This window comes from Flavobacterium aquicola (assembly GCF_003385115.1).
Taxonomy (GTDB): Bacteria; Bacteroidota; Bacteroidia; order Flavobacteriales; family Flavobacteriaceae; genus Flavobacterium; species Flavobacterium aquicola.
Map to the genome: position 1 here is coordinate 228,530 of NZ_QUNI01000003.1, position 19,462 is coordinate 247,991.

Sequence of the window (19,462 nt, forward strand, 5' to 3'; positions counted from 1 at the left end):
CTGTGAAATGTAGACTGTTTTTTTGCTTTTATAGATCAATTAAGCCAAGTGGTATATGTTATTAGGACTGCTTGAATGGCGGCTTATATATTTGCGGAAAAAATAGTTATGTACAAGTTTTTGTTTTTAATTTTTTCCGGGTTATTAATTATTTCATGTGATTCTGATATTGATACAGGTGAGTTTACTGTTGGATCCGATTACTTAGCGCTTAAAAATAAAGTGCTTTTAATAGATACACTTACTATTGATGTTTCAACTGTAAAATTGGACTCTTTGATTACTTCTAGTGAAAGCAGAATTTTGGTTGGAAATTATGATGATCCTCTTTTCGGGAAAGTGAAATCTGATAGTTATTTTCAAGTTGCGACAGATTATTTTAATCTGTATAGTCAAAATTCAGATACTGATGCTACGGGATATGTATTCGATTCCATTGCTATGATTATGAGGTATGATAATTACTATTATGCCGACACGACTAAGGTTCAAACTTTAAATATTCACAGGGTATTAAAGAATTTTAAGCCTACTGTAAATGATAATAGCTTTTATAACAGTTCTAGTTTATCCTATGATGAAATTAGTCTTGGAACTATAGCTTACAGGCCTAAACCAAAAGGAGGGGACAGTATTAACATAAGATTAGATAATGAATTTGGAAAGGAACTTTTTAATAAGTTTAAAAATAATCAAATTGAAAACGCCACAGATTTTACGGATTATTTAAAAGGCTTCGTGATTAGGTCGCCTTCTAATGCGTCTTCAAGTGTTGTGGGATTTAATTTATCCAGCGTACTGCGGTTGTATTATTCAAAGGGGATAGGCGGTACTGATGATAACTATACAAAGGATTTTACAATTTTAGATTTAAGCAAGCAATTTAATGCTGTCTCATCTGATAGAGGCGGAACCTTAATTGAAAATTTACTCTTGTCTAAAACAAGTTTGTCGAGTGTTTCTACCGGTAATAAGAGTTTTATTCAGTCAGGTACTGGTATAGCATGCAGAGTAGATTTTCCAAACATCAAACAATTACAGTACCTAACAGAAAAAGGTGCTATTGTAGATGCAAAGCTAATAATGAGGCCAGTCAAAAATTCGTTTTCAGACATGTTTCCTTTACCAGAAAAGTTGAGTGTCTATGTAGTTGATAAATTGAATCGATATAAAACATCCTTGACAAATGCAGATGGGACTACTGCTGTAGCGACACTTACTAATGCGAATGATGAATTTGATGAAAATGTAACTTATGAATTGTCTTTAGGAGCTTTTCTTCAAAAAGAAATGCTTAAAGAATCTGATTCTGAAAGCGGTTTGCTTTTTACTCTGCCCACTTTGTCCAAAATTGTAGATAGAGTTGTTTTGGGAGATCAAACAGAAAAGGAGAGTAAAATGAAATTACAAATTTATTATATAACATATTAAATGAAAAATAGAGTTTCGTTTTTGGTTTTAGTTTTTTTTACTTGTTTTTGGTCCTATTCCCAAAGCATTGCAACATCGCCTTATTCTCTTTACGGCTTGGGAAGTTTGTATGAATCTAATTTTGGATTTAGTGCTGCTATAGGTACGACTGGAATAGCATTATCTTCGGATAGTTTTATTAATAATAAAAATGCGGCTTCGCTAGTTGATATTCCTGCAAATAATTTCTTTTTTGAGATTGGCGGTACTGGAATTCAATCCTCTTTTGAAGATAATCTTAAAAAAGAAAATAGAAATAATTTTCAGTTTTCTCATTTTGCTTTTGCTTTTCCAATAAATAAGAAATCTGCATTCAGCTTAGCACTGATGCCTTATTCAAGTTCTTCTTTTAAAATTTCAGGGTTAAAAATTCCAATTATAGACAGTAATAATGAGTTTTATTATTTGGATGTATTAGGAACAGGAGGATTAAATAATTTGGATTTGTCCTATGCTTACAGATTGGGAAATAAATTATCTCTGGGATTTTCAGCTTCAGTCCTTTTTGGCAGTACTACAGATGAGAGAACTTACGTCATTGGGAGTTCATCAGCAAGCATTGATAAAAAAGTAAGTTATAGCGGTATACGGCCTATCCTAAGTTCACAATTTAAGATGAATCCATCTCTAACTTTTGGAATGAATGTAAAATCTCCCACACGAGTAAATGCATCAAAAATTCAGTCGGTTACTGTCTCAAATTCCTCTGATTCTTCTTCTTTAGAAACCGATGAGCAATCTGATACAGATGATTTTTACCTGCCTTTAAATATCGGATTTGGAGTCAATAAATCATTTAAGAACAAATTTAGTATGACTTTTGATTATGAAAAAAGTTTTTGGAATGCTGTCAATCAATCTGATTTATATGGCGGTTTTTCCGATCAGGAAAAATTTTCGCTAGGATTTTCATATCAAAAAACAAAAGTATCCCGAAATTATTTTGATCGTATAAAATATGGAGTAGGGGCACACTATGATACGGGCTATCTAGATATTGGAAATAAAAAAGTAAACGATAAGAATCTTTCCATAGGCGCTTCTTTGCCTTTGGATCATCTATCTTCAGCTTTATTTATTTCGTATACTTATGGAAGCAAAGGCCAAATTACCAATTCACTAATTCAGGAGAATTATCATAAATTGACACTAAATCTTAATTTAGATGGTATTTGGTTTATTAGAAAGAAATTAGAATAGTTTAAAAATTTTTTATTTCGACTTTGTATTTATTTTCTAAGATGTCGCTTAAAACTTTAGGATTAGCGTTGGTGTAAAAAATAGAATTTCCTTTTGTTCCACTTGAAAAACCTGTTTTTTCTCTGAGTATATTTTGGGTTTGTTTTGCTACTGCTTCACCCGAATCAATAATCTGGATATGCGCGGGAATGATTTTTTTTATCTGCGGAATTAAATATGGATAATGACTGCAGCCCAATACTAGATAATCGATATTTGCTTCAATCATTGGGGTGAGATAGGAATACAGTAATTGAGTCATTTCGAGAGAATCGATTTTGCCTTCTTCAATCAATTGAACTAAGCCATGACCTATTTGTTCGATAATTTTTGTGTCTTGAAATTTTTCTGTTGTTTTATTAAAAAGTTCACTATTTAATGTTCCTTTGGTGGCCAAAATTCCTATTGTTTGAGTCCTGGAGTTTGTCGCAGCTGGTTTTATGGCAGGTTCTATACCAATGAACGGAATACTATACTTTGCTCTTAATTCCTGAATAGCATTTGTTGTCGCAGTATTGCAGGCTACTACAATTAATTTACATCCCATTTTAATCAATAAATCCGTGTTTTTCATGCTTAATGCAATGATTTCGTTTTTTGATTTTTGTCCATAGGGAGCATTCTTGCTATCCGCTAAATAAATAGTATCTTCATTAGGCAATAAATCATGAATAGCTTTCCAGATAGAGGTTCCTCCAATTCCAGAGTCAAAAACACCAATAGGATTATCGTTTATCATGCTTTTATGTTTAAGATAAAGTATTGTTTATAGATACTTTATTAAGGATTGTGTTTTTAAGAAACGATGCTTTTTTAATTTGAAATTTCCGAAATTAAATATACTACATTTTATAGTGTAAAAAAAAACTGCTCATTCTAAAAATAATCTAGAATGAGCAGTTTTAAATATTCTTTTTAGATTAAAAACCTAAATCTTTTTTTACATCAGCAGTAATGTTTGTTCCGTCTGCAAGTAAAAGTGTAGAGCTGTCAAGTACATATTGGAATCCTTTTGCTTTACCAACTTTTTGGATAGAAGCTTTCACTTTTTCCATAATTGGTTTCATGATTTCAGATTCTTTATTTTGTAATTCTTTTTGAGCATTGTCTCTAAAGTCAGTAATTCTCTTCTGCATGTCTTGAACTTCTTTAGAACGTTCTTCGTTTACAGCATCACCAGCTTTTGCAGATTCTTCTCCGTATTTTTTTAATTTTGTTTGATATTCATCTACCATTTTTTTGTAATCAGCGTCGTAAGTAGTGCTTAACGTTTGTAATTGCTTTTGAGCATCTAATATAGCTGGCATTTTCCCCATAATTTCGCTTACATCAACATGAGCTACTTTAGTTTGAGCTTTTGTAATTTGGGTAGCTCCTATAATAAGTATTGCAGCAATTAGTAAAGTTTTGAATTGTTTCATTGTTTTAAAATATTTAGTAATTAATTAGTATTTGTATTTTTTTATTTTACTTCATTAGTTTTTTTAAGCGCTTCTTTTTCTTGAATTTCTTTTAATCTTTTTTCTTCAAGAGCCTTTTTGTTTGCTTCTCTTTCTTCTAGTATTTTTTTTCTTTTTTCTTCTAGAGCTTTCTTACGTTCTTCCTGTGCATTTGGTTTAACCTCCTCAGTTACTGTCTTAGATGTATCTGTAACAGTATCTGCTGTTTTGGTTTCTGTACTGGATGGTGCAACAACTGTGCCATTTTTTTTAGCTTCTCTTTCAGCTAATAATTGTTTTCTTTTTTCTTCGTATTTTCTCTTTGCTTCTTCTTGTGCCGCTTTTTTATCAGCTACTAGTTTTTCACGTGATGCTTGTTTATCTAACAGTGCTTTTTCTCTTGCTGCCAGTTCAGGATTTTCATCTAAAGCATCTTCTTTTTCTTCCTTTAACTGTTCTTCTTTTAACTGTTTTTTAGTTAATTGTTCTCTTTTTTCAGTTCGATTCAATACTCTAATTACCTGATCACTAATATCGAATCTTTTTGCAGCAAATAGGATAGTTAAATGTGAAGATTTGTCAAATATAAAATCATATTTTTTGGCTTCAGCAATATCTTGAACAGCAGTAAATACTTGGTCTTGTATGGGTTTCACTAAACCCGCCTTTTGTATTATTAAATCTCCATTCGCACCAAATCTTTTTTGCTGATAATCTAATTTTTCCGTTTCAAGAAACTTTATTTCGGTTTCTCTTTCTTCTATCAATTCAGCTGTCAATAAAGGTCTTTCAGCTTTTAATGCTTCAGTTAGTTTGTTTATTTCTAGTTTTTTAGCTTCTATTTCTTGTTTCCATTTTAGGGCTTTTTGCTCTAATTGAGATTTTGCTTCGGTATAGTTAGGTACATTTTGCAATATGTATTCCATGTCAATGTAGCCGACCTTATTTCCTCTGGTTTGTGCGTTAATTGCCGTTGAAACAATTGCGGATAAAATTATAAATAAAAATTCTTTTCTCATAATTTTTAATTTTAGAAATTTTAAACCAAATTTTTTAAAACTGCTGTCCTATTATGAAATGCGGTTGCCATCCGCTTGGGTTTTTCTGCCCGGGAACAACGTCAAATCCATAACCGTAATCTATCCCCAATAAACCAAAGGCAGGCATAAATACTCTTAGTCCTATTCCCACGGAACGATTCAAATTAAAAGGTTGATAGTCTGATAATGTTGCATACGCCTGTCCGGCTTCAGCAAAAGTTAACGCGTAAATTGAAGCAGAAGCTTTTAATGTAATCGGGTAACGCATTTCTAATGAAAATTTGTTGTAAATAGTTGCTCCATACGAGTCACCATTGGTGTTTGCCGGCGTCAATGACCCGTTTTCATACCCTCTTAATCCTATATTTTGTCTTCCATCGATCGAACTTCCAGCCATACCATCTCCTCCTAAATAATATCTTTCAAAAGGTATAACTCCTCGGTCTTGATTGTATGCTCCTAGAAATCCAAATTGTGCCACACTTCGTAGTACGAGTTTTTTATATAAAGTGGTATACCAATCGCCAGTAAATTGAACCTTATAGTATTCCAGCCATTTGTATTTTTCCTGATCTACTTTTCCGGGATCGGCTACAGCATCTTGATAATTGTCTACTTTATTTGCTACAGTTGTTGAGGAAGGCAGTTTGTCTAAGTAATCACCTGAATTAACCACTCTGTAATTGCTGTCTCTGTATGAGTTACCAGTATATTTATATTTATATTTTTCTTGTTCCCCTAATGTCGCATAATCAATTCCGTTGAAAAGTGAATATGGAATAGTAAATTCACCCGTTACTGAAAATTCAGCACCATATGTCGGGAATATTGGATTAAGACCTTTGCTGTTACGGGTTAATCCTATATTGTAAGATAAATTTTTTGAGCTTCCATTGGCAAAAGTAAATAATCCATAATAGTAATTATGCAGATCATACTGTTGGAACCTAAGTGATTGTGAAAGTGTGAAAAAATCATCTGGAACAGTCAGCCTTTTTGCCAATCCGACAGACAATGATATAATGTTAATGTATTTTGATTTATCAATTCTTTGTGTTTGATAATTTGAGCTGTATTGCTGACTAAAAGCAAATGAAGTACTGAATGAAACAGGTTTTTTTCCTCCAAACCAAGGTTCAGAAAAAGATAAACTATATGTTTTATAGTATGAACTTGCTTGTAAACGTAATGCTACTTTTTGACCATCACCCATTGGAACTGGACGGTAAGCGTCTTTATTAAACATATTTCTTGCTGAAAAATTGTTAAAAGACAATCCCAAAGTTCCTACGAAACCACCTCCTCCGTATCCTCCTTGAAGTTCTATCTGACTAGCTCCTTTTTCTACAACATTGTATTCAATGTCTACTGTACCAGCACCAGAATCTACATTTTTGAATTTTGGTTCTATTTTTTCAGGATCAAAAAAGCCTAATTGACCAATCTCTCTGATTGTTCTAACCAATTCTCCTTTGTTGTATTTCTCTCCCGGTTTTGTTCTTAACTCTCTGTAGATAACTTCGTCATTTGTTTTGTCATTTCCAACTACTGTAATTTTGTTAAAATAAGCAATTGGACCTTCGGTAACCCGAATTTCAAAATCAATTTTATTATCTATAGTTTTGGTTTCTACTGCATTTATGTTTGAAAATAAATATCCATTGTTTTGATATAAGTTGGTTATGTCTTCACCATCTGGTTTTGATTTATCTGCAATTCTTTCCTGCAGTAATACGCCATTGTATACATCGCCGGTCTGAATACCTAGGAAGCTTTTCAATAATTCATCTGAATAGACCGTGTTACCAATAAATTTGATATTTCCAAAATAATATTTTAAACCTTCTTCAACTTTTATTTTAATGTAAATTGCATTTTTTTCTTCGTTATAAGCAACTGAATCATTTACAATACGCGCATCTCGGTATCCTATTTTTTTATAGTCGCTAACTATTTTTTCTAGGTCTTCTTGATATTTATCTTCAATATATTTTGATCTCTTTAAAAAGTTAATTGAGTTTTTAACTTTTGTATTCTTCATTGAACTCAGAAGCTTACTACTTTTGATTTCTTTATTTCCTTCAAAATCAATTTTGTATATTTTTATTTTTTTACCAATGTCTACCTTAACAAGCATATTAACTTGGTTGGACGCCAAGGTGTCTTTGGTTGTTGTTATGTGAACTTTTGTGTTGAAAAAACCATCTTTCTTATATTTTTTCTCAATATAGTTTTTGGTAGTTGTCAAAAGGTTTTCGGTTACAATTTTGCCATTAGTAAGACCATTATCTTTAATAAAAGTTTCAGTTTTACTTTTGGATACTCCTACGAATCTTACTTCATTTATTTTAGGTAATTCTTTTATGTTTAGATCAAGAAAGATGCTGTCATTTTCTATTCTGTTTACATAAAAAGAGATTTCATCAAATAGACCAAGTTTTCCTAATTTTTTTATTGAATTACTTATTTGTTCTCCAGGAATAGTGATTTCCTGCCCTTTTTCTAAGCCAGCAAATGTAACAACAGTCTGAGGGTTGAAACTGATATCTCCAACTACTTTTACATCTCCTAAGATATATTTTTTACCTTGGTCAAACGGTACTCTGTCTTGTGCTTTAATTTGAGTAAAAGATCCTAATATTATAAAGGTAAGGACTAGTTTTATGCTTTTATGTAACACTAAAAAATTATTTAATTTGTTCACTTGTTTTTCCAAATCGACGCTCTCTTTTTTGATAACTAATAATAGCCTCATGTAAATCTTGTTCTTTAAAGTCTGGCCATAGCACATCAGTAAAGTATAATTCCGAATAGGCGATCTGCCATAACAAAAAATTACTTATTCTATGCTCTCCACTGGTTCTTATTAATAAATCAACATCTGGTAAATTATGCGTGTAAAGATGCTCATTAATAATTGAATCGTCAATACTGTCTATTGAAATTATATTATTTTTAACTTTATCGCTTATTTTCTTTACAACATTTACTAATTCTTCCCTAGATCCGTAGCTTAAGGCAAGAGTTATTGTCATTTTGGTATTTTCTTTTGTTTTATCAATAACATCGAATAACTGCGTCTGTGCATTTTTAGGCAACTGCTCTAAATTGCCAATCGCATTCATTTTGATGTTGCCTTCCTGCATTGTCACAAGTTCTTTCTTTAATGATCTTATCAATACTTTCATTAAAGTTTCGACCTCTAATTTTGGTCTGTTCCAATTTTCTGTGGAGAAAGTATATAATGTTAAGTATTCGATTCCGAGAGAGTTGCATTCTTTAATAATTTTTTTTACAGATTTTGAACCGCTCTTGTGTCCAATCGCTCTAAGAAATCCCTGCTGTTTTGCCCAACGGCCATTGCCATCCATTATGATGGCTATATGCTTGGGGATATTGTTTTTATTTATTTCGTCTTTTAACATCTTTTTAATCTGCGCAGTAACATGGTTTTTTTCCAAAAGTGTAAGTTAATGTTATACCCGTGAAAACATACCAGTCATTATTATTTAAATTTCCAAATTTTGGCAGACTGCTGTCGCTTGGGTTGCTGCCGTCAATATTATCAGTAAACGTGTATCTGGCTCCTGTCTCTAGTCCTAAAACAAAATTTCTTGCAAAACTTGTTTTAACACCCAAGGTCATCGGAATTGCAATAGCACTTTTGGTGCCTTTTTTTTGGGTTTCTCCAGCGTTTATATATAGGTTGTTATACATGAAATAGCTTAAGCCTGAATATACATAAGGTGTAAATTTTGGTCTTTCTTCATGCAGATTGAAATCAAAAAAATTAAATTCTAATCCAGCTGATAGTTCTTTTATATTATTTGTAAAACTATATCCTCTATTGTGTCTGCTAGGCTCTTTAGAATCATGGTCATTTCCTGAAATTTGTGACTGGGTATACGAAAATCTATAAGCATGTCTTGGACTCTTATTCCATTTATATAAAATTCCAAACGCAGGTTCATTTGGGGAGATATAAGTTGTCGAACCTACGTCTCCTATATAGTTACTGCCTCCCAGAAAAAGTCCTATTTCATGAATTTGAGCATGAATGGAATTGAATGTGAAAAAACATAAAAATGAAATAAAAATCTTGCTCATAAATTTTTAAATTGCCTGCAAATATAATAATAATCAATAGTATTCAATACGCATATAAAGAATACTGTCTTTTTTTGAAAGATGAATTCTTTTTATAAAGGTATCATTGAGGTTATAACGATAAAAAAGCAGTAATCTGTATAGTTATTATGTAATTAATTCCTTCTGTCTTCTCCCCAAAGTAATTTTGTTCTCAGAGTTTTAAAGAATGTTTCTCCCGGTATTTCAACCATGTTTATTTCAAAATCAGTTTTTTTTATGCATAAAACAGAATCATTATTAACACTCATTATTCTGGAATCTAAGGAAACTAAATATTGTTCTTCTCGGCCAGAGACTTTTAACCTGATTTCGGTTGTGTCAGGAACTACTAGTGGTCTTGCATTTAAATTATGCGGAGCTATAGGAGTAATGACTAAGCTTTTTACATCGGGAGTCAATATTGGTCCGCCACAGCTCAAAGAGTAACCGGTAGTTCCCGTGGGAGTGGCTACAATTAGTCCGTCTGCCCAGTATGAATTTAAAAACTCTTCATCAAGGTACGTGTCAATAGTTATCATCGATGTAGTATCTTTCCTGCTGACTGATATTTCGTTTAGAGCAAAATTAAGTCCCTCAATAGCTGTGTTTTCGGGCAGACAGCTTATGCTTAATAGTGTTCTTTTTGAGATTTTATATTTTTTGTCAATAACAATCTGCATAAACGCAGCTATATTTTCTTTTTGTACAGTTGCCAAAAAGCCTAATCGGCCAGCATTTATTCCTAAAATCGGTATTCCGGAATTACGTACAAGCGTAACCGCCCTTAACATGGTGCCGTCGCCGCCAATACTAATAAGCATGTCAAAACTGGAATCTAATACATCCTGTGAGGAAAAGGTTTTGTATTCTTTTTGGATGATTTTTTTTTCATATAACATGTTTAAGAAATCGGATTCAATAGCCATTTCTACATTATTATTGTTGAAAAACACGAAAATGTCTTTTATAATTGGTTCTGTGCTTACCAAATAATATTGGCCATAAATAGCTACTTTCATTTTTTTGATATTTTTTTGTTTGTTATTGATTTGGGGTTTGTATTCAATAACTACATATTCAAATATTTATCTAAATAATCTGAACGTTCTTTCAGGCTGTTAATATAATTGTCTTCGTTATGCTCCGAAATGATATCGTAATTGTATCTTCTGAAAGTTTGGATAATTTCGTTTAATGAACCAACACTTATTTTAAGGGTAACTTCGATAGTATTTAAATCTGAATTGGAAATAAAAAGACCTAAAAGTCTGCCGTTATTACTTTCTACAATCTGTGCAATTTGGCTCATCGAGTAGTCTATTGCATTTTTACTCACAATAATAATAGCTCCCTGTTCTTTTAAAAAGGTTGTTTCGTGAAAAAATTTAATGACATCCTCAATTTCATAGTAGCCAATATAGGTATTGTTTTCATCTAATATCGGTACCAAATTAGTGTGGTTTTTGGCAAAGACTTCTAAAACATCTAACCAGATCATATTGGCTCTGGCAAAAAAATGCTCTAGCGTATATTTATAATCAGTGACTTTTTTATCACCGTCAAAAGTTTCAATATCATCAGCAGAGATGCTTCCAATATAAATTCCTTCTTCTGTAATAGGAAAATGAGAAAAGGTTAAATCATCAAAAAAATCTTGAACAGCCTCGATAGTTTCTTGGGTGTCAATTGCTTTGTAGTCGTTTGAGATGTAGTCTTTTAAATCTGTCATAATCATTGATCAATAATCGACGCAAAATAATCAAAAATATACAAAATATGCTGCCTTTTACTTTGTATTTTTGTCTTCGCAAAATAATAATACTTTCAACTAATACTTGTTTTTATGACAAAACTTAGCGTTAATATAAATAAAATTGCCACGTTGCGTAATGCCCGAGGCGGAAATGTGCCTGATTTGCTTAAAGTTGCTACAGATATTCAGAAATTTGGAGGTCAGGGAATAACGATCCATCCGCGTCCAGATGAGCGTCATATTCGCTATCAGGATGCACGGGATTTAAAATCGATTGTCACTACAGAATATAATATTGAAGGAAATCCGCAGCATAATTTTATTGATTTAGTTTTAGAATGCAAACCAGACCAAGTTACTTTGGTTCCTGATGCCATTGGAGCAATTACCTCGTCTGCGGGCTGGGACACTATAAAAAACCAATCGTATTTGGCAGAAGTTATTCAGGAATTTCAGCGAAACGGAATTAGAACTTCTATTTTTGTTGATCCAATCAATGAAATGATTGAAGGAGCTAAAAAAACGGGAACTGACAGAATCGAATTGTACACTGAAGCTTTTGCACATCAATATGCTTTAGGAAATGAAAATGGAATCGAGCCTTATGTTAAAGCATCAGTTTTGGCTAACCAATTAGATTTAGGAATAAATGCCGGACATGATTTAAGTTTGGATAATGTTAAGTTTTTTAAACAAAATATTCCGGGATTATTGGAAGTTTCAATTGGACATGCACTTATTTCTGAAGCAATCTATCTTGGTTTAGATAATGTTGTGAATATGTATTTGCAGAAATTAAAATAGTTTAAATTAGTTTTAGAGGATTGTGGAGTCAATATTTAAAGAGATTGGTTTTGGATTGTCTATGTTTTTTCTTTTATAAATGTAATATTTTGAAATCCATTCTTCTTTTTTTTTTATTTTGTTTTTCTAATTTAATAGCACAATCGAAAGTTACGGTAAATGGTCTTGTAAAAGATAATACTGAGCAAATTATTGTTGGTGCTGCTGTCTCGTTTTTGACACACACGAATTTAAAATTTCATGCTTTTACTGATGCACAGGGAAAGTTTTCTATTGTGATTCCTTCTGGCGAAGTAAAAATTGATGTTGAAAATATTGGCTACACAAAAGAGTCTCTACAGTTCGAGATAAAAAAGGATACATTGCTTTTTTTTACCTTAAGGAAAAGTGAGTTAGAATTAAAAGAAGTCATAATTAATAACGACAAAAAGCCAATTACTATTGGGATTGGGGGCAAATTATCTTTTAGTCCCCAAAAATTGAGCAACGTCCCATCTCTTTCTGGAACACCAGATATTGTAAAATTACTGCAGTTAACACCTGGCGTACAAAATTCTGGTGATGCAAACGGTTATTTATATGTTCGTGGCGGGGATCCAGGCCATAATTTAATGCTGTATGCAGATGCTCCAGTTTATGGAATGTCACATTTATTAGGTGTTTTTCCGTTTTATAATGCAGATCATGTTACTGAGGTTCAGTTTGATCGAAACAATTTAAATTCCAAATATGGAGGGCGTTTGAGTTCTACTGTATATGTTTTGCCTTATCAAGTTGCTCCAAAAGAATTTTCTGTGCAGGGCAATTTGGGTTTATTATCTTCTCAGCTTACATTTTCTTTACCCATGGGTAAAAAAACTGGTTTGTACATTTCGGGAAGGAAAACATATATTGATGAGATAGTTGGGACACTTTTAAAATCGGACAGTAAAGAAGGGGAAAAGGAGAATGACGATTTCGGATATGGATTTTTTGATAGTAATTTGACTTTTGTTACAGAAATTTCAAAATCACACATTTTAACGATTGATGCTTTCGTAAGTGGGGATAAATTTGAAGCGATCGATTCAAAATCTTCGTTAAATGCCAATTTGAAATGGAGTAATCAAGTGATATCTCCTGCGTGGACTTACTTGATTAACGAAAAAACGACTTTAAGAAATTCTTTTTATTTTACCCGATATGAGAATGTTTTGTCTATGAATCAGGCAGATATACAAATGAAAATTTCATCCAATATAAAAGATATTGGTTATACGGGTTCAATTCAGTATGCTCTAAAAAATGTTCCTGTCGAGTCGGGATTTGAATTTGCATTCCATGATTTGGTGCCACAAAAAATTGAGGCTGATAATCTGAGTGTTATTGTAAATGATATAAATTCATCAGGGGTTCATGCCAATAAGATTGCTTTTTTTACAAGCCTAAAACCTAAGTTTTCTGATAAACTAGGTGCTGAATTTGGGCTAAGACTGAATTATTATGCTGCCGATTCAAAAGCTGTTTCTTATTTAGATTATGAACCCCGAATAATGCTTAATTATCTGCTAAAGCACGATTTATCTTTTTTTGCTTCTTATACACGGCAAAATCAATATATAAATTTAATAACGGCTTCAACTGTCGGTATTCCAACCGATTTTTGGATTGCAGCTTCAGATGGTATTCCGCGCCAATCGTCTAATAATTATTCTGTAGGATGCAACAAAATAATTTCAAGGCAAATTAGTACTTGTTTAAATGGATATTTTCGTTCTATGAACAACTTAATTGAGTATCCTTACGGACTCACTCAATTCAATGAAACGACTACTTTAGAAAACGATATTTTGATTGGAAACGGCGAAGCTTATGGACTGGAGTGGATGTTAAAAAAAGATAATGGAAAATTTAACGGATGGATAAGTTATACTTTAAGCTGGTCAACACGTCAATTTGATGAACTTAATAATGGCGAGACATTTTATTCGAAATATGATAGGAGACATAATCTTGCTATTGTTGGGACTTACAATTTTAATGAGAAATGGAACGTTGGTTTAACACAGCTTTTTAGCTCAGGGAATCGGTTTACAATGCCTGACTCCTGGTATTTTGTAAATAATACTCCAGTAAGGGAGTTTGGAAGCTATAATAATGCACAAATGCCAAATTACATTCGTACAGATGTTTCTGTTAATTATTCTTTTTTGAAAACCCAAAAAAAAGAAAGTATTTTGAACTTTTCTATTTTCAACACTTTTAATATTAGCAATCCTATTTATGTTATTCAGCGTGTCACTGTGAATGGAAAAAAAATTAGTGTAGACACTGATGAAAAAAAAATGTACTCAATATTGCCTTCAGTTAGTTGGAGATTTAAATTTTAAGTCATGAAGAAAATTTGTTTGTTATTATTGCCTTTGTTGATTGTAATGATTTCGTGCAGCAGAGAGAACTATGTGGAAAGTACTGAAGGAGAGTCGAAAATAGTCATTGAGGGCTGGATTGAACAAGGTGATGTTCCTCAGGTAATATTGTCTCGAAGTATTCCAATTGATGCTGTTATCGATTCGACAACTATTTTTGACTATTTTATTCGTTCGGCAAAAGTCACCGTGTCTGATGGTGAAAAGGAAGAGGTTTTAAGCGTGAAAAGCAATGAAGACAGAGTGCCTCCTTATGTGTATTCTGGCTCAAAAATGATTGGTGAAGTAGGAAAGACCTATGTTTTGAAAGTACAGTATCTCAATAGAAACATAGAAGCAGCTACAAGTATACCTTCTGTAGTGTCAATTAAATCAGCAAAATACGTAAAAGCGAATCCGGCAGATACAACTGGCTTTGTTTATTTGGAATTCGACGATCTAGTAAATGAAAAGAATTATTATCAAATAGAAACTCGACTGGATACTGTTGAACCCATTTTTGTGCCCGCTTTGTATGGTAATTTAAATGATGAAAATTTTTCTTCTTCATCCGTTTCATTACAGGTATCTCGTGGAATTTATGTTTTTTCTAAAACTAAATATAAACCTTATTTTACAGATGGAGATTTGATTTATGTAAAATTAAGGACTATGAGTAAACCAGGTTTTGATTTTTGGAATAGCTGGCAAAATGAAGTAGTTAATGGCAGAAGCCCCATATTTCCTGCTAGTACTAGCTTGAAATCCAATATTAAAGGAGCAATAGGTATTTGGGCTGGTTATGGGCAAAGTACCGTAGTTGTAAAAACTCCTCCAAAAAAATAAAGCCAGTTTGAAAATTATCAAACTGGCTTATAAAACTTTTTAAAAAATATTATTTTTGAAATGACTGTATGAAATCATCAAATTTTGATTTGAAAGTATCGAATCCAGTTGAGAAATAAACGCCCATTTCTACTTCAGTGTTATCACCAAATTTTAAATAGCTAACTTCTGTGTAATATTGTTTGGTAAAAGCTTCTCCTTCGTCAGTCCAGTTATACCAGAAGTTATCATCTGCACTCCAAACTGGTAAAGTGATTTGGTCTGTACCATCACTTTCTGAACGCTGAACAATGTCTGCAATCTTAGTTCCGTCTTTTTTAGAAACTAAAATTAATTTCATGTTTTTATTATCATTTGCAACTGTTCCTTCAGACAGCTTTTTACGGTATGCGTTTTCAGCATTGAAGAAAGCTTTGAAATCAGAGTTAGGATCTGTATTATCAGGATATTCAGGATAAACATTGCTAGTCTTTAATGCAGCTTTATCTGCAGCTTCAGCAGCGAAATCCATTTCAGCAACAATAACAAAATTGTCCATCAAAGTGATTAATCCATTCGCTTTGCCTCTATATTGAGCAAGAGCATCTCCTTGTAATAATTCATCGATATTAGCTGTACTTCCAGAATTAAATTCAATTAAATTTTTACCGTTATAAGCGAATAAAGCTTTGGCAGTATTTTCAGAGGCTTTTTTGCTGCTGATTTCCCAAGAGTATCCATCGTTAAGGCTCATTTTGTACCCAAACTCATTAGGAGTTTCATTACCGTTTGTGTACTTTGCATTTTGAGAGAAAGTCGCTGCTTTTACATTATCGATAGTAAGTACGGCATCTGCAGATGTTGGTAAAAAGAAATAGTCATTTGTTTGAGTGTCAGTCTGCCAGTTATAACTGTCTTCAACCGCAACTTTTATATCAGAAGAAACACTGTTTGTAGAAAAACTTGCATTATTTGCAGTCTGAGATTCTTTAGCAGGGAAAACAAATTTTAATTCAGATGTTGAAGAAGTTTTAATCCATGTTTCTTCGGTGTTATTCCAAGTATAAATACCGTAAACACCTGCAGTGTTAATGATATCTTCTGCTTCATTATCGTTTAGCCCACTAAAAATGTCTGGTGTACTTATGTCAAGTAATCTGTTTAAGTTCTCTATTGTTTCAAGAGCACTTAAATTTTTTGTTTTATCTAACTGGACTAACATTTCATTAGCTTCAGCCTCTAGTTTAGTTTTTTGATCGGCAGGACTTAATTTGGAATACGGCTGCTTCACAATGTTGGCAATTTGCTCTGATAATGATTGTTCTGTTTCAGTTGTGTTTCCGTCACTGCTATCGTCGCTAGAGCATGATATTGCTAATTGAGATAGAACTAAAGACATTAAAGCGATTTTTTTAATCATGATTTAAGTTTAAAGTTTTTTATTTAATTTTTTAGAGGCGAAAGGTAGGAATTTTGGCTAGTTGTTTTGTAAAAAAATGAATAATTTTATATATAATTTTTTAGTAATCAATAGGAACTGTTTCTATGATTGTTTTTATGAAAGATTGAATGATATCTCTTTACCTTTGCAGAAATTAAACATATTAAAATGCTCTACTCAAAAATAGAAGGTTCTGGAAAGCCTTTGCTTATAATGCACGGATTTTTAGGAATGTCGGATAATTGGAAAACATTAGGGACACAATTTGCAGCCGATGGTTTTGAGGTTCATATGCTGGATCTCCGCAATCATGGACGCAGTTTCCATTCGGATGATTTTAGTTATGAACTGATGGTTCAGGATGTTTATGACTATTGCCAGGCAAATGATCTGCAATCGCTTGATGTTATTGGTCACTCGATGGGAGGTAAAACGGCAATGCTGCTGGCAGCTTTATATCCAAATTTGGTTGATAAGTTAATAGTTGCTGATATTGGTACTAAGTTCTATCCGCCTCATCATCAGGATATTTTGGCAGGATTGAATGCAGTAGATTTTTCTATAAAACCTAGCCGCAATGATGTGGAAGAAATATTGAAAAGTTATATTCCCGATTTTGGAACACGTCAGTTTCTGATGAAAAGTTTATTTTGGTTAGAGCCGGGACAATTAGGTTTCCGATTTAATTTGAAGGTTTTTAATGAAAAGATAGATGAAATTGGTAAAGCATTACCTTCGGGATTAGTCTTTGAGAGACCTTCGCTTTTTATCCGTGGCGGGAATTCCAATTATATATTTGATACAGATTTTGATGGTATAAAAGAACATTTTACTAATTCTTCATTTGCCACAATTCCTAATGCCGGTCATTGGTTGCATGCCGAAAATCCTAAAATGTTTTATGATTTAGTAAGTGTTTTTTTAAAAAAATAAATAATGCTATTAAAAAATTATTATATTTATTGAAATTTTAAAAGACGTAGTTATGAATTTGATTATACGTATAATTATTACCGCTGGACTGGTTTTTGGGATTGCTCATTTTTTACCGGGAGTCCATGTAGCCGGGCCTTTTACAGCAATGGTTGTTGCGGTAGTTTTGGGATTGCTTAATATTTTTATTAAACCCATAATGGTATTATTGACGCTGCCTTTTACAATACTAACCTTAGGATTGTTCTTATTGGTAGTGAATGCATTGGTGATTCTGCTGTGTACCAAAATTGTTGGCGGTTTTACTGTAGATACTTTTTGGGTAGCAATGTTTTTTAGTATTGTATTATCCTTGACACAGTCAATTGCTTATTCTATTATTGGAGGCGATAAATAGATTTTTTGAGTGGCAGTATTTGTATATTCATCAGTATAAATAGAAAAATCAAAATGAGATAATTTATTAGTTTAGCTGTATTGGGTTTCTATTGATGCCAAATACAGCTTTCTTTTTTTAGAAAATATAAAGTAACATGAACAGTGTTTTAAGACTATAAATCATAAAAAACAGAAATAATGAAAACAGTATTTATTATATTAACGGTATTCTTTGCAATGGGAAATATTGTTGCCCAAACAACTGCTTCTCCTAAAAAAGAAGTTCAAAAAACAATGTACACTTGTCCAATGCATCCTAAGGTCATTAGCGACAAGAAGGGGGAATGTTCTAAATGCGGAATGGATTTAGTACCAGTCAAAGGGAAAGCGCCTGTGGCTAAAAAAAGCAAATATTTTTGTACTATGGATGATTCCACATCTGAAAAACCCGGAAAATGCCCTAAATGCGGCATGGCGATGATAGAAAGAAAACCTGAAAAAAAGTAAAAAACACAATTCGATAAGTTTTACAGCAGCCTTTTTATAAGGCTGCTTTTTTTGTCGGTTATGCCAAAGACATAGAGGGGAGTTAATTTGTAAATTTGAATAAAAGTATAATTATGTTGAAACTTTCGGAAATTTGGGTTTACCCAGTAAAATCATTAGGAGGTATTTCATTGCAGAAATCTCAAGTTACGGATCGAGGTTTAGAATTGGATAGACGCTGGCTGCTGGTAGATGATGATGGCCGGTTTTTGTCGCAGAGAGAGTATCCCGAGCTGGCGCTTTTTCGTCCAGAAATTGCTGGTGATAATTTAAAAATCACACATAAAGTGCTTTTAGAATCTATTGATATACCGCTTCGGCCTGTCTTTAATGATTCCGAGGCTAAAATCTTAGTAACTGTTTGGGATGATACTATTGATGCTTTTGAAGTAAGTCCTTCAATTACACAGTGGTTTTCGAAGTTCCTGAAGATTTCGGCTCGATTGGTCTATATGCCCGAAGAAAGTAAACGAAAATTGGATCCCGATTACGCAATTTCTGGAAATGAAATTACTTCATTTTCGGATGCATATCCTTTTTTAATTATAGGACAAAGTTCGCTGGAGGATTTGAATGAACGTTTGGGAGTAAAAGTTCCTATGAATCGATTCAGGCCCAATTTTGTTTTTACTAATGGGAAAGCTTTCGAAGAAGACTTTTGGAGAGATTTTACTATTGGAAATCTTTCTTTTGTTGGAGTAAAACCTTGTGATCGCTGCGTTATGACTACCGTGGATCAGGAAAAAGGAATTGTAGCTGGAAAAGATCCCTTGAAAACCTTAGCAAAGTATAGAAATTTTGGCAATAAAGTGCTGTTTGGACAAAATGTAATTGGGCTTGAAGTAGGAATTGTATCGGTTGGAGATGAAGTTAAGGTGCTGACTAATAGTAAACAGAAATAATTTAGAGTTGTTAAAACAAACAAAAAAGGAATACAGATTATTTGTTTTTTCGTAACTTGTAGTTATCTGCGAGAATTATAAATTCTGGTTTGCTTCGTTTTGTATAAAATAATTGACGGCGATAGACTGTTATAATCGGCAAAACCAAAAATGCAAAAATCGCAAACAGGTTTCCCT

General features: G+C 32.7%; 18 protein-coding genes. 9 read left to right on the plus strand and 9 right to left on the minus strand.

From position 1 onward, the window contains the following. Window positions 1–108: 108 nt before the first annotated feature. Window positions 109–1,431, plus strand: coding sequence for a DUF4270 family protein (locus C8P67_RS06055; protein WP_115811955.1), 1,323 nt, complete (start codon window positions 109–111; stop codon window positions 1,429–1,431). Continuing rightward, window positions 1,432–2,670, plus strand: coding sequence for a PorV/PorQ family protein (locus C8P67_RS06060; RefSeq protein ID WP_115811398.1), 1,239 nt, complete (start codon window positions 1,432–1,434; stop codon window positions 2,668–2,670). Window position 2,671: 1 nt separating this feature from the next. On the opposite strand, the gene murI is transcribed toward C8P67_RS06060, so the two are convergent. The 8 genes from murI to C8P67_RS06100 all read right to left on the minus strand — a co-directional run bounded on the left by murI (window position 2,672) and on the right by C8P67_RS06100 (window position 11,045). Next, window positions 2,672–3,448: a glutamate racemase gene (murI, locus tag C8P67_RS06065; protein ID WP_115811400.1), complete on the minus strand. Its 777-nt coding sequence runs from the start codon at window positions 3,446–3,448 to the stop codon at window positions 2,672–2,674. A gap of 181 nt (window positions 3,449–3,629) precedes the next feature. After that, window positions 3,630–4,130, minus strand: a complete 501-nt coding sequence (locus C8P67_RS06070) for an OmpH family outer membrane protein (protein WP_115811402.1) — start codon at window positions 4,128–4,130, stop codon at window positions 3,630–3,632. A 41-nt stretch (window positions 4,131–4,171) separates the two neighbouring features. After that, complete coding sequence (locus C8P67_RS06075; RefSeq protein ID WP_115811404.1) at window positions 4,172–5,167, minus strand: OmpH family outer membrane protein; 996 nt, start codon at window positions 5,165–5,167, stop codon at window positions 4,172–4,174. 34 nt (window positions 5,168–5,201) lie between these two features. Beyond that, window positions 5,202–7,943: an outer membrane protein assembly factor BamA gene (gene bamA / locus C8P67_RS06080; RefSeq protein WP_115811407.1), complete on the minus strand. Its 2,742-nt coding sequence runs from the start codon at window positions 7,941–7,943 to the stop codon at window positions 5,202–5,204. After that, window positions 7,876–8,613, minus strand: a complete 738-nt coding sequence (locus C8P67_RS06085) for an isoprenyl transferase (RefSeq protein ID WP_115811957.1) — start codon at window positions 8,611–8,613, stop codon at window positions 7,876–7,878. Before C8P67_RS06085 ends, bamA begins: the two co-directional genes overlap by 68 nt. A 4-nt stretch (window positions 8,614–8,617) precedes the next feature. Further along, a complete protein-coding gene (gene porG, locus C8P67_RS06090) occupies window positions 8,618–9,295 on the minus strand; it encodes a type IX secretion system protein PorG (protein ID WP_115811409.1) in 678 nt (225 codons plus the stop codon). Between the two features lie 155 nt (window positions 9,296–9,450). Next, window positions 9,451–10,335 (minus strand): NAD kinase, encoded by an 885-nt coding sequence (locus C8P67_RS06095; RefSeq protein ID WP_115811411.1) that lies wholly within the window; start codon window positions 10,333–10,335, stop codon window positions 9,451–9,453. 50 nt (window positions 10,336–10,385) lie between these two features. After that, window positions 10,386–11,045, minus strand: a complete 660-nt coding sequence (locus C8P67_RS06100; RefSeq protein WP_115811413.1) for a CBS domain-containing protein — start codon at window positions 11,043–11,045, stop codon at window positions 10,386–10,388. Window positions 11,046–11,159: 114 nt separating this feature from the next. Here C8P67_RS06100 and C8P67_RS06105 point away from each other — a divergent pair, with 114 nt between their 5' ends. The 3 genes from C8P67_RS06105 (at window position 11,160) to C8P67_RS06115 (ending at window position 15,106) form a co-directional block, all read left to right on the plus strand. Further along, window positions 11,160–11,873: a pyridoxine 5'-phosphate synthase gene (locus tag C8P67_RS06105; RefSeq protein WP_115811415.1), complete on the plus strand. Its 714-nt coding sequence runs from the start codon at window positions 11,160–11,162 to the stop codon at window positions 11,871–11,873. An 89-nt stretch (window positions 11,874–11,962) separates the two neighbouring features. Beyond that, window positions 11,963–14,242, plus strand: a complete 2,280-nt coding sequence (locus C8P67_RS06110) for a TonB-dependent receptor (RefSeq protein WP_245980383.1) — start codon at window positions 11,963–11,965, stop codon at window positions 14,240–14,242. 3 nt (window positions 14,243–14,245) lie between these two features. Next, window positions 14,246–15,106 carry a DUF4249 domain-containing protein gene (locus C8P67_RS06115; protein ID WP_115811417.1) on the plus strand — a complete coding sequence of 287 codons (861 nt, stop codon included), beginning with the start codon at window positions 14,246–14,248 and terminating at the stop codon, window positions 15,104–15,106. Window positions 15,107–15,155: 49 nt separating this feature from the next. Here the strand turns inward: C8P67_RS06115 and C8P67_RS06120 are convergent, their stop codons facing one another. Then, window positions 15,156–16,505, minus strand: coding sequence for a hypothetical protein (locus C8P67_RS06120; RefSeq protein WP_115811419.1), 1,350 nt, complete (start codon window positions 16,503–16,505; stop codon window positions 15,156–15,158). 189 nt (window positions 16,506–16,694) lie between these two features. Between C8P67_RS06120 and C8P67_RS06125 the strand changes: the two genes are divergently transcribed. The 4 genes from C8P67_RS06125 to C8P67_RS06140 all read left to right on the plus strand — a co-directional run bounded on the left by C8P67_RS06125 (window position 16,695) and on the right by C8P67_RS06140 (window position 19,285). After that, complete coding sequence (locus C8P67_RS06125) at window positions 16,695–17,459, plus strand: alpha/beta fold hydrolase (protein ID WP_115811421.1); 765 nt, start codon at window positions 16,695–16,697, stop codon at window positions 17,457–17,459. A gap of 52 nt (window positions 17,460–17,511) precedes the next feature. Continuing rightward, window positions 17,512–17,856 carry a phage holin family protein gene (locus C8P67_RS06130; protein ID WP_115811423.1) on the plus strand — a complete coding sequence of 115 codons (345 nt, stop codon included), beginning with the start codon at window positions 17,512–17,514 and terminating at the stop codon, window positions 17,854–17,856. Between the two features lie 179 nt (window positions 17,857–18,035). Then, window positions 18,036–18,344 carry a heavy metal-binding domain-containing protein gene (locus C8P67_RS06135; RefSeq protein ID WP_115811425.1) on the plus strand — a complete coding sequence of 103 codons (309 nt, stop codon included), beginning with the start codon at window positions 18,036–18,038 and terminating at the stop codon, window positions 18,342–18,344. Window positions 18,345–18,457: 113 nt separating this feature from the next. After that, entirely contained in the window at window positions 18,458–19,285 is an 828-nt protein-coding gene (locus C8P67_RS06140) for an MOSC domain-containing protein (protein ID WP_115811427.1), read from the plus strand. The last annotated feature ends 177 nt before the right edge of the window (window positions 19,286–19,462 follow it).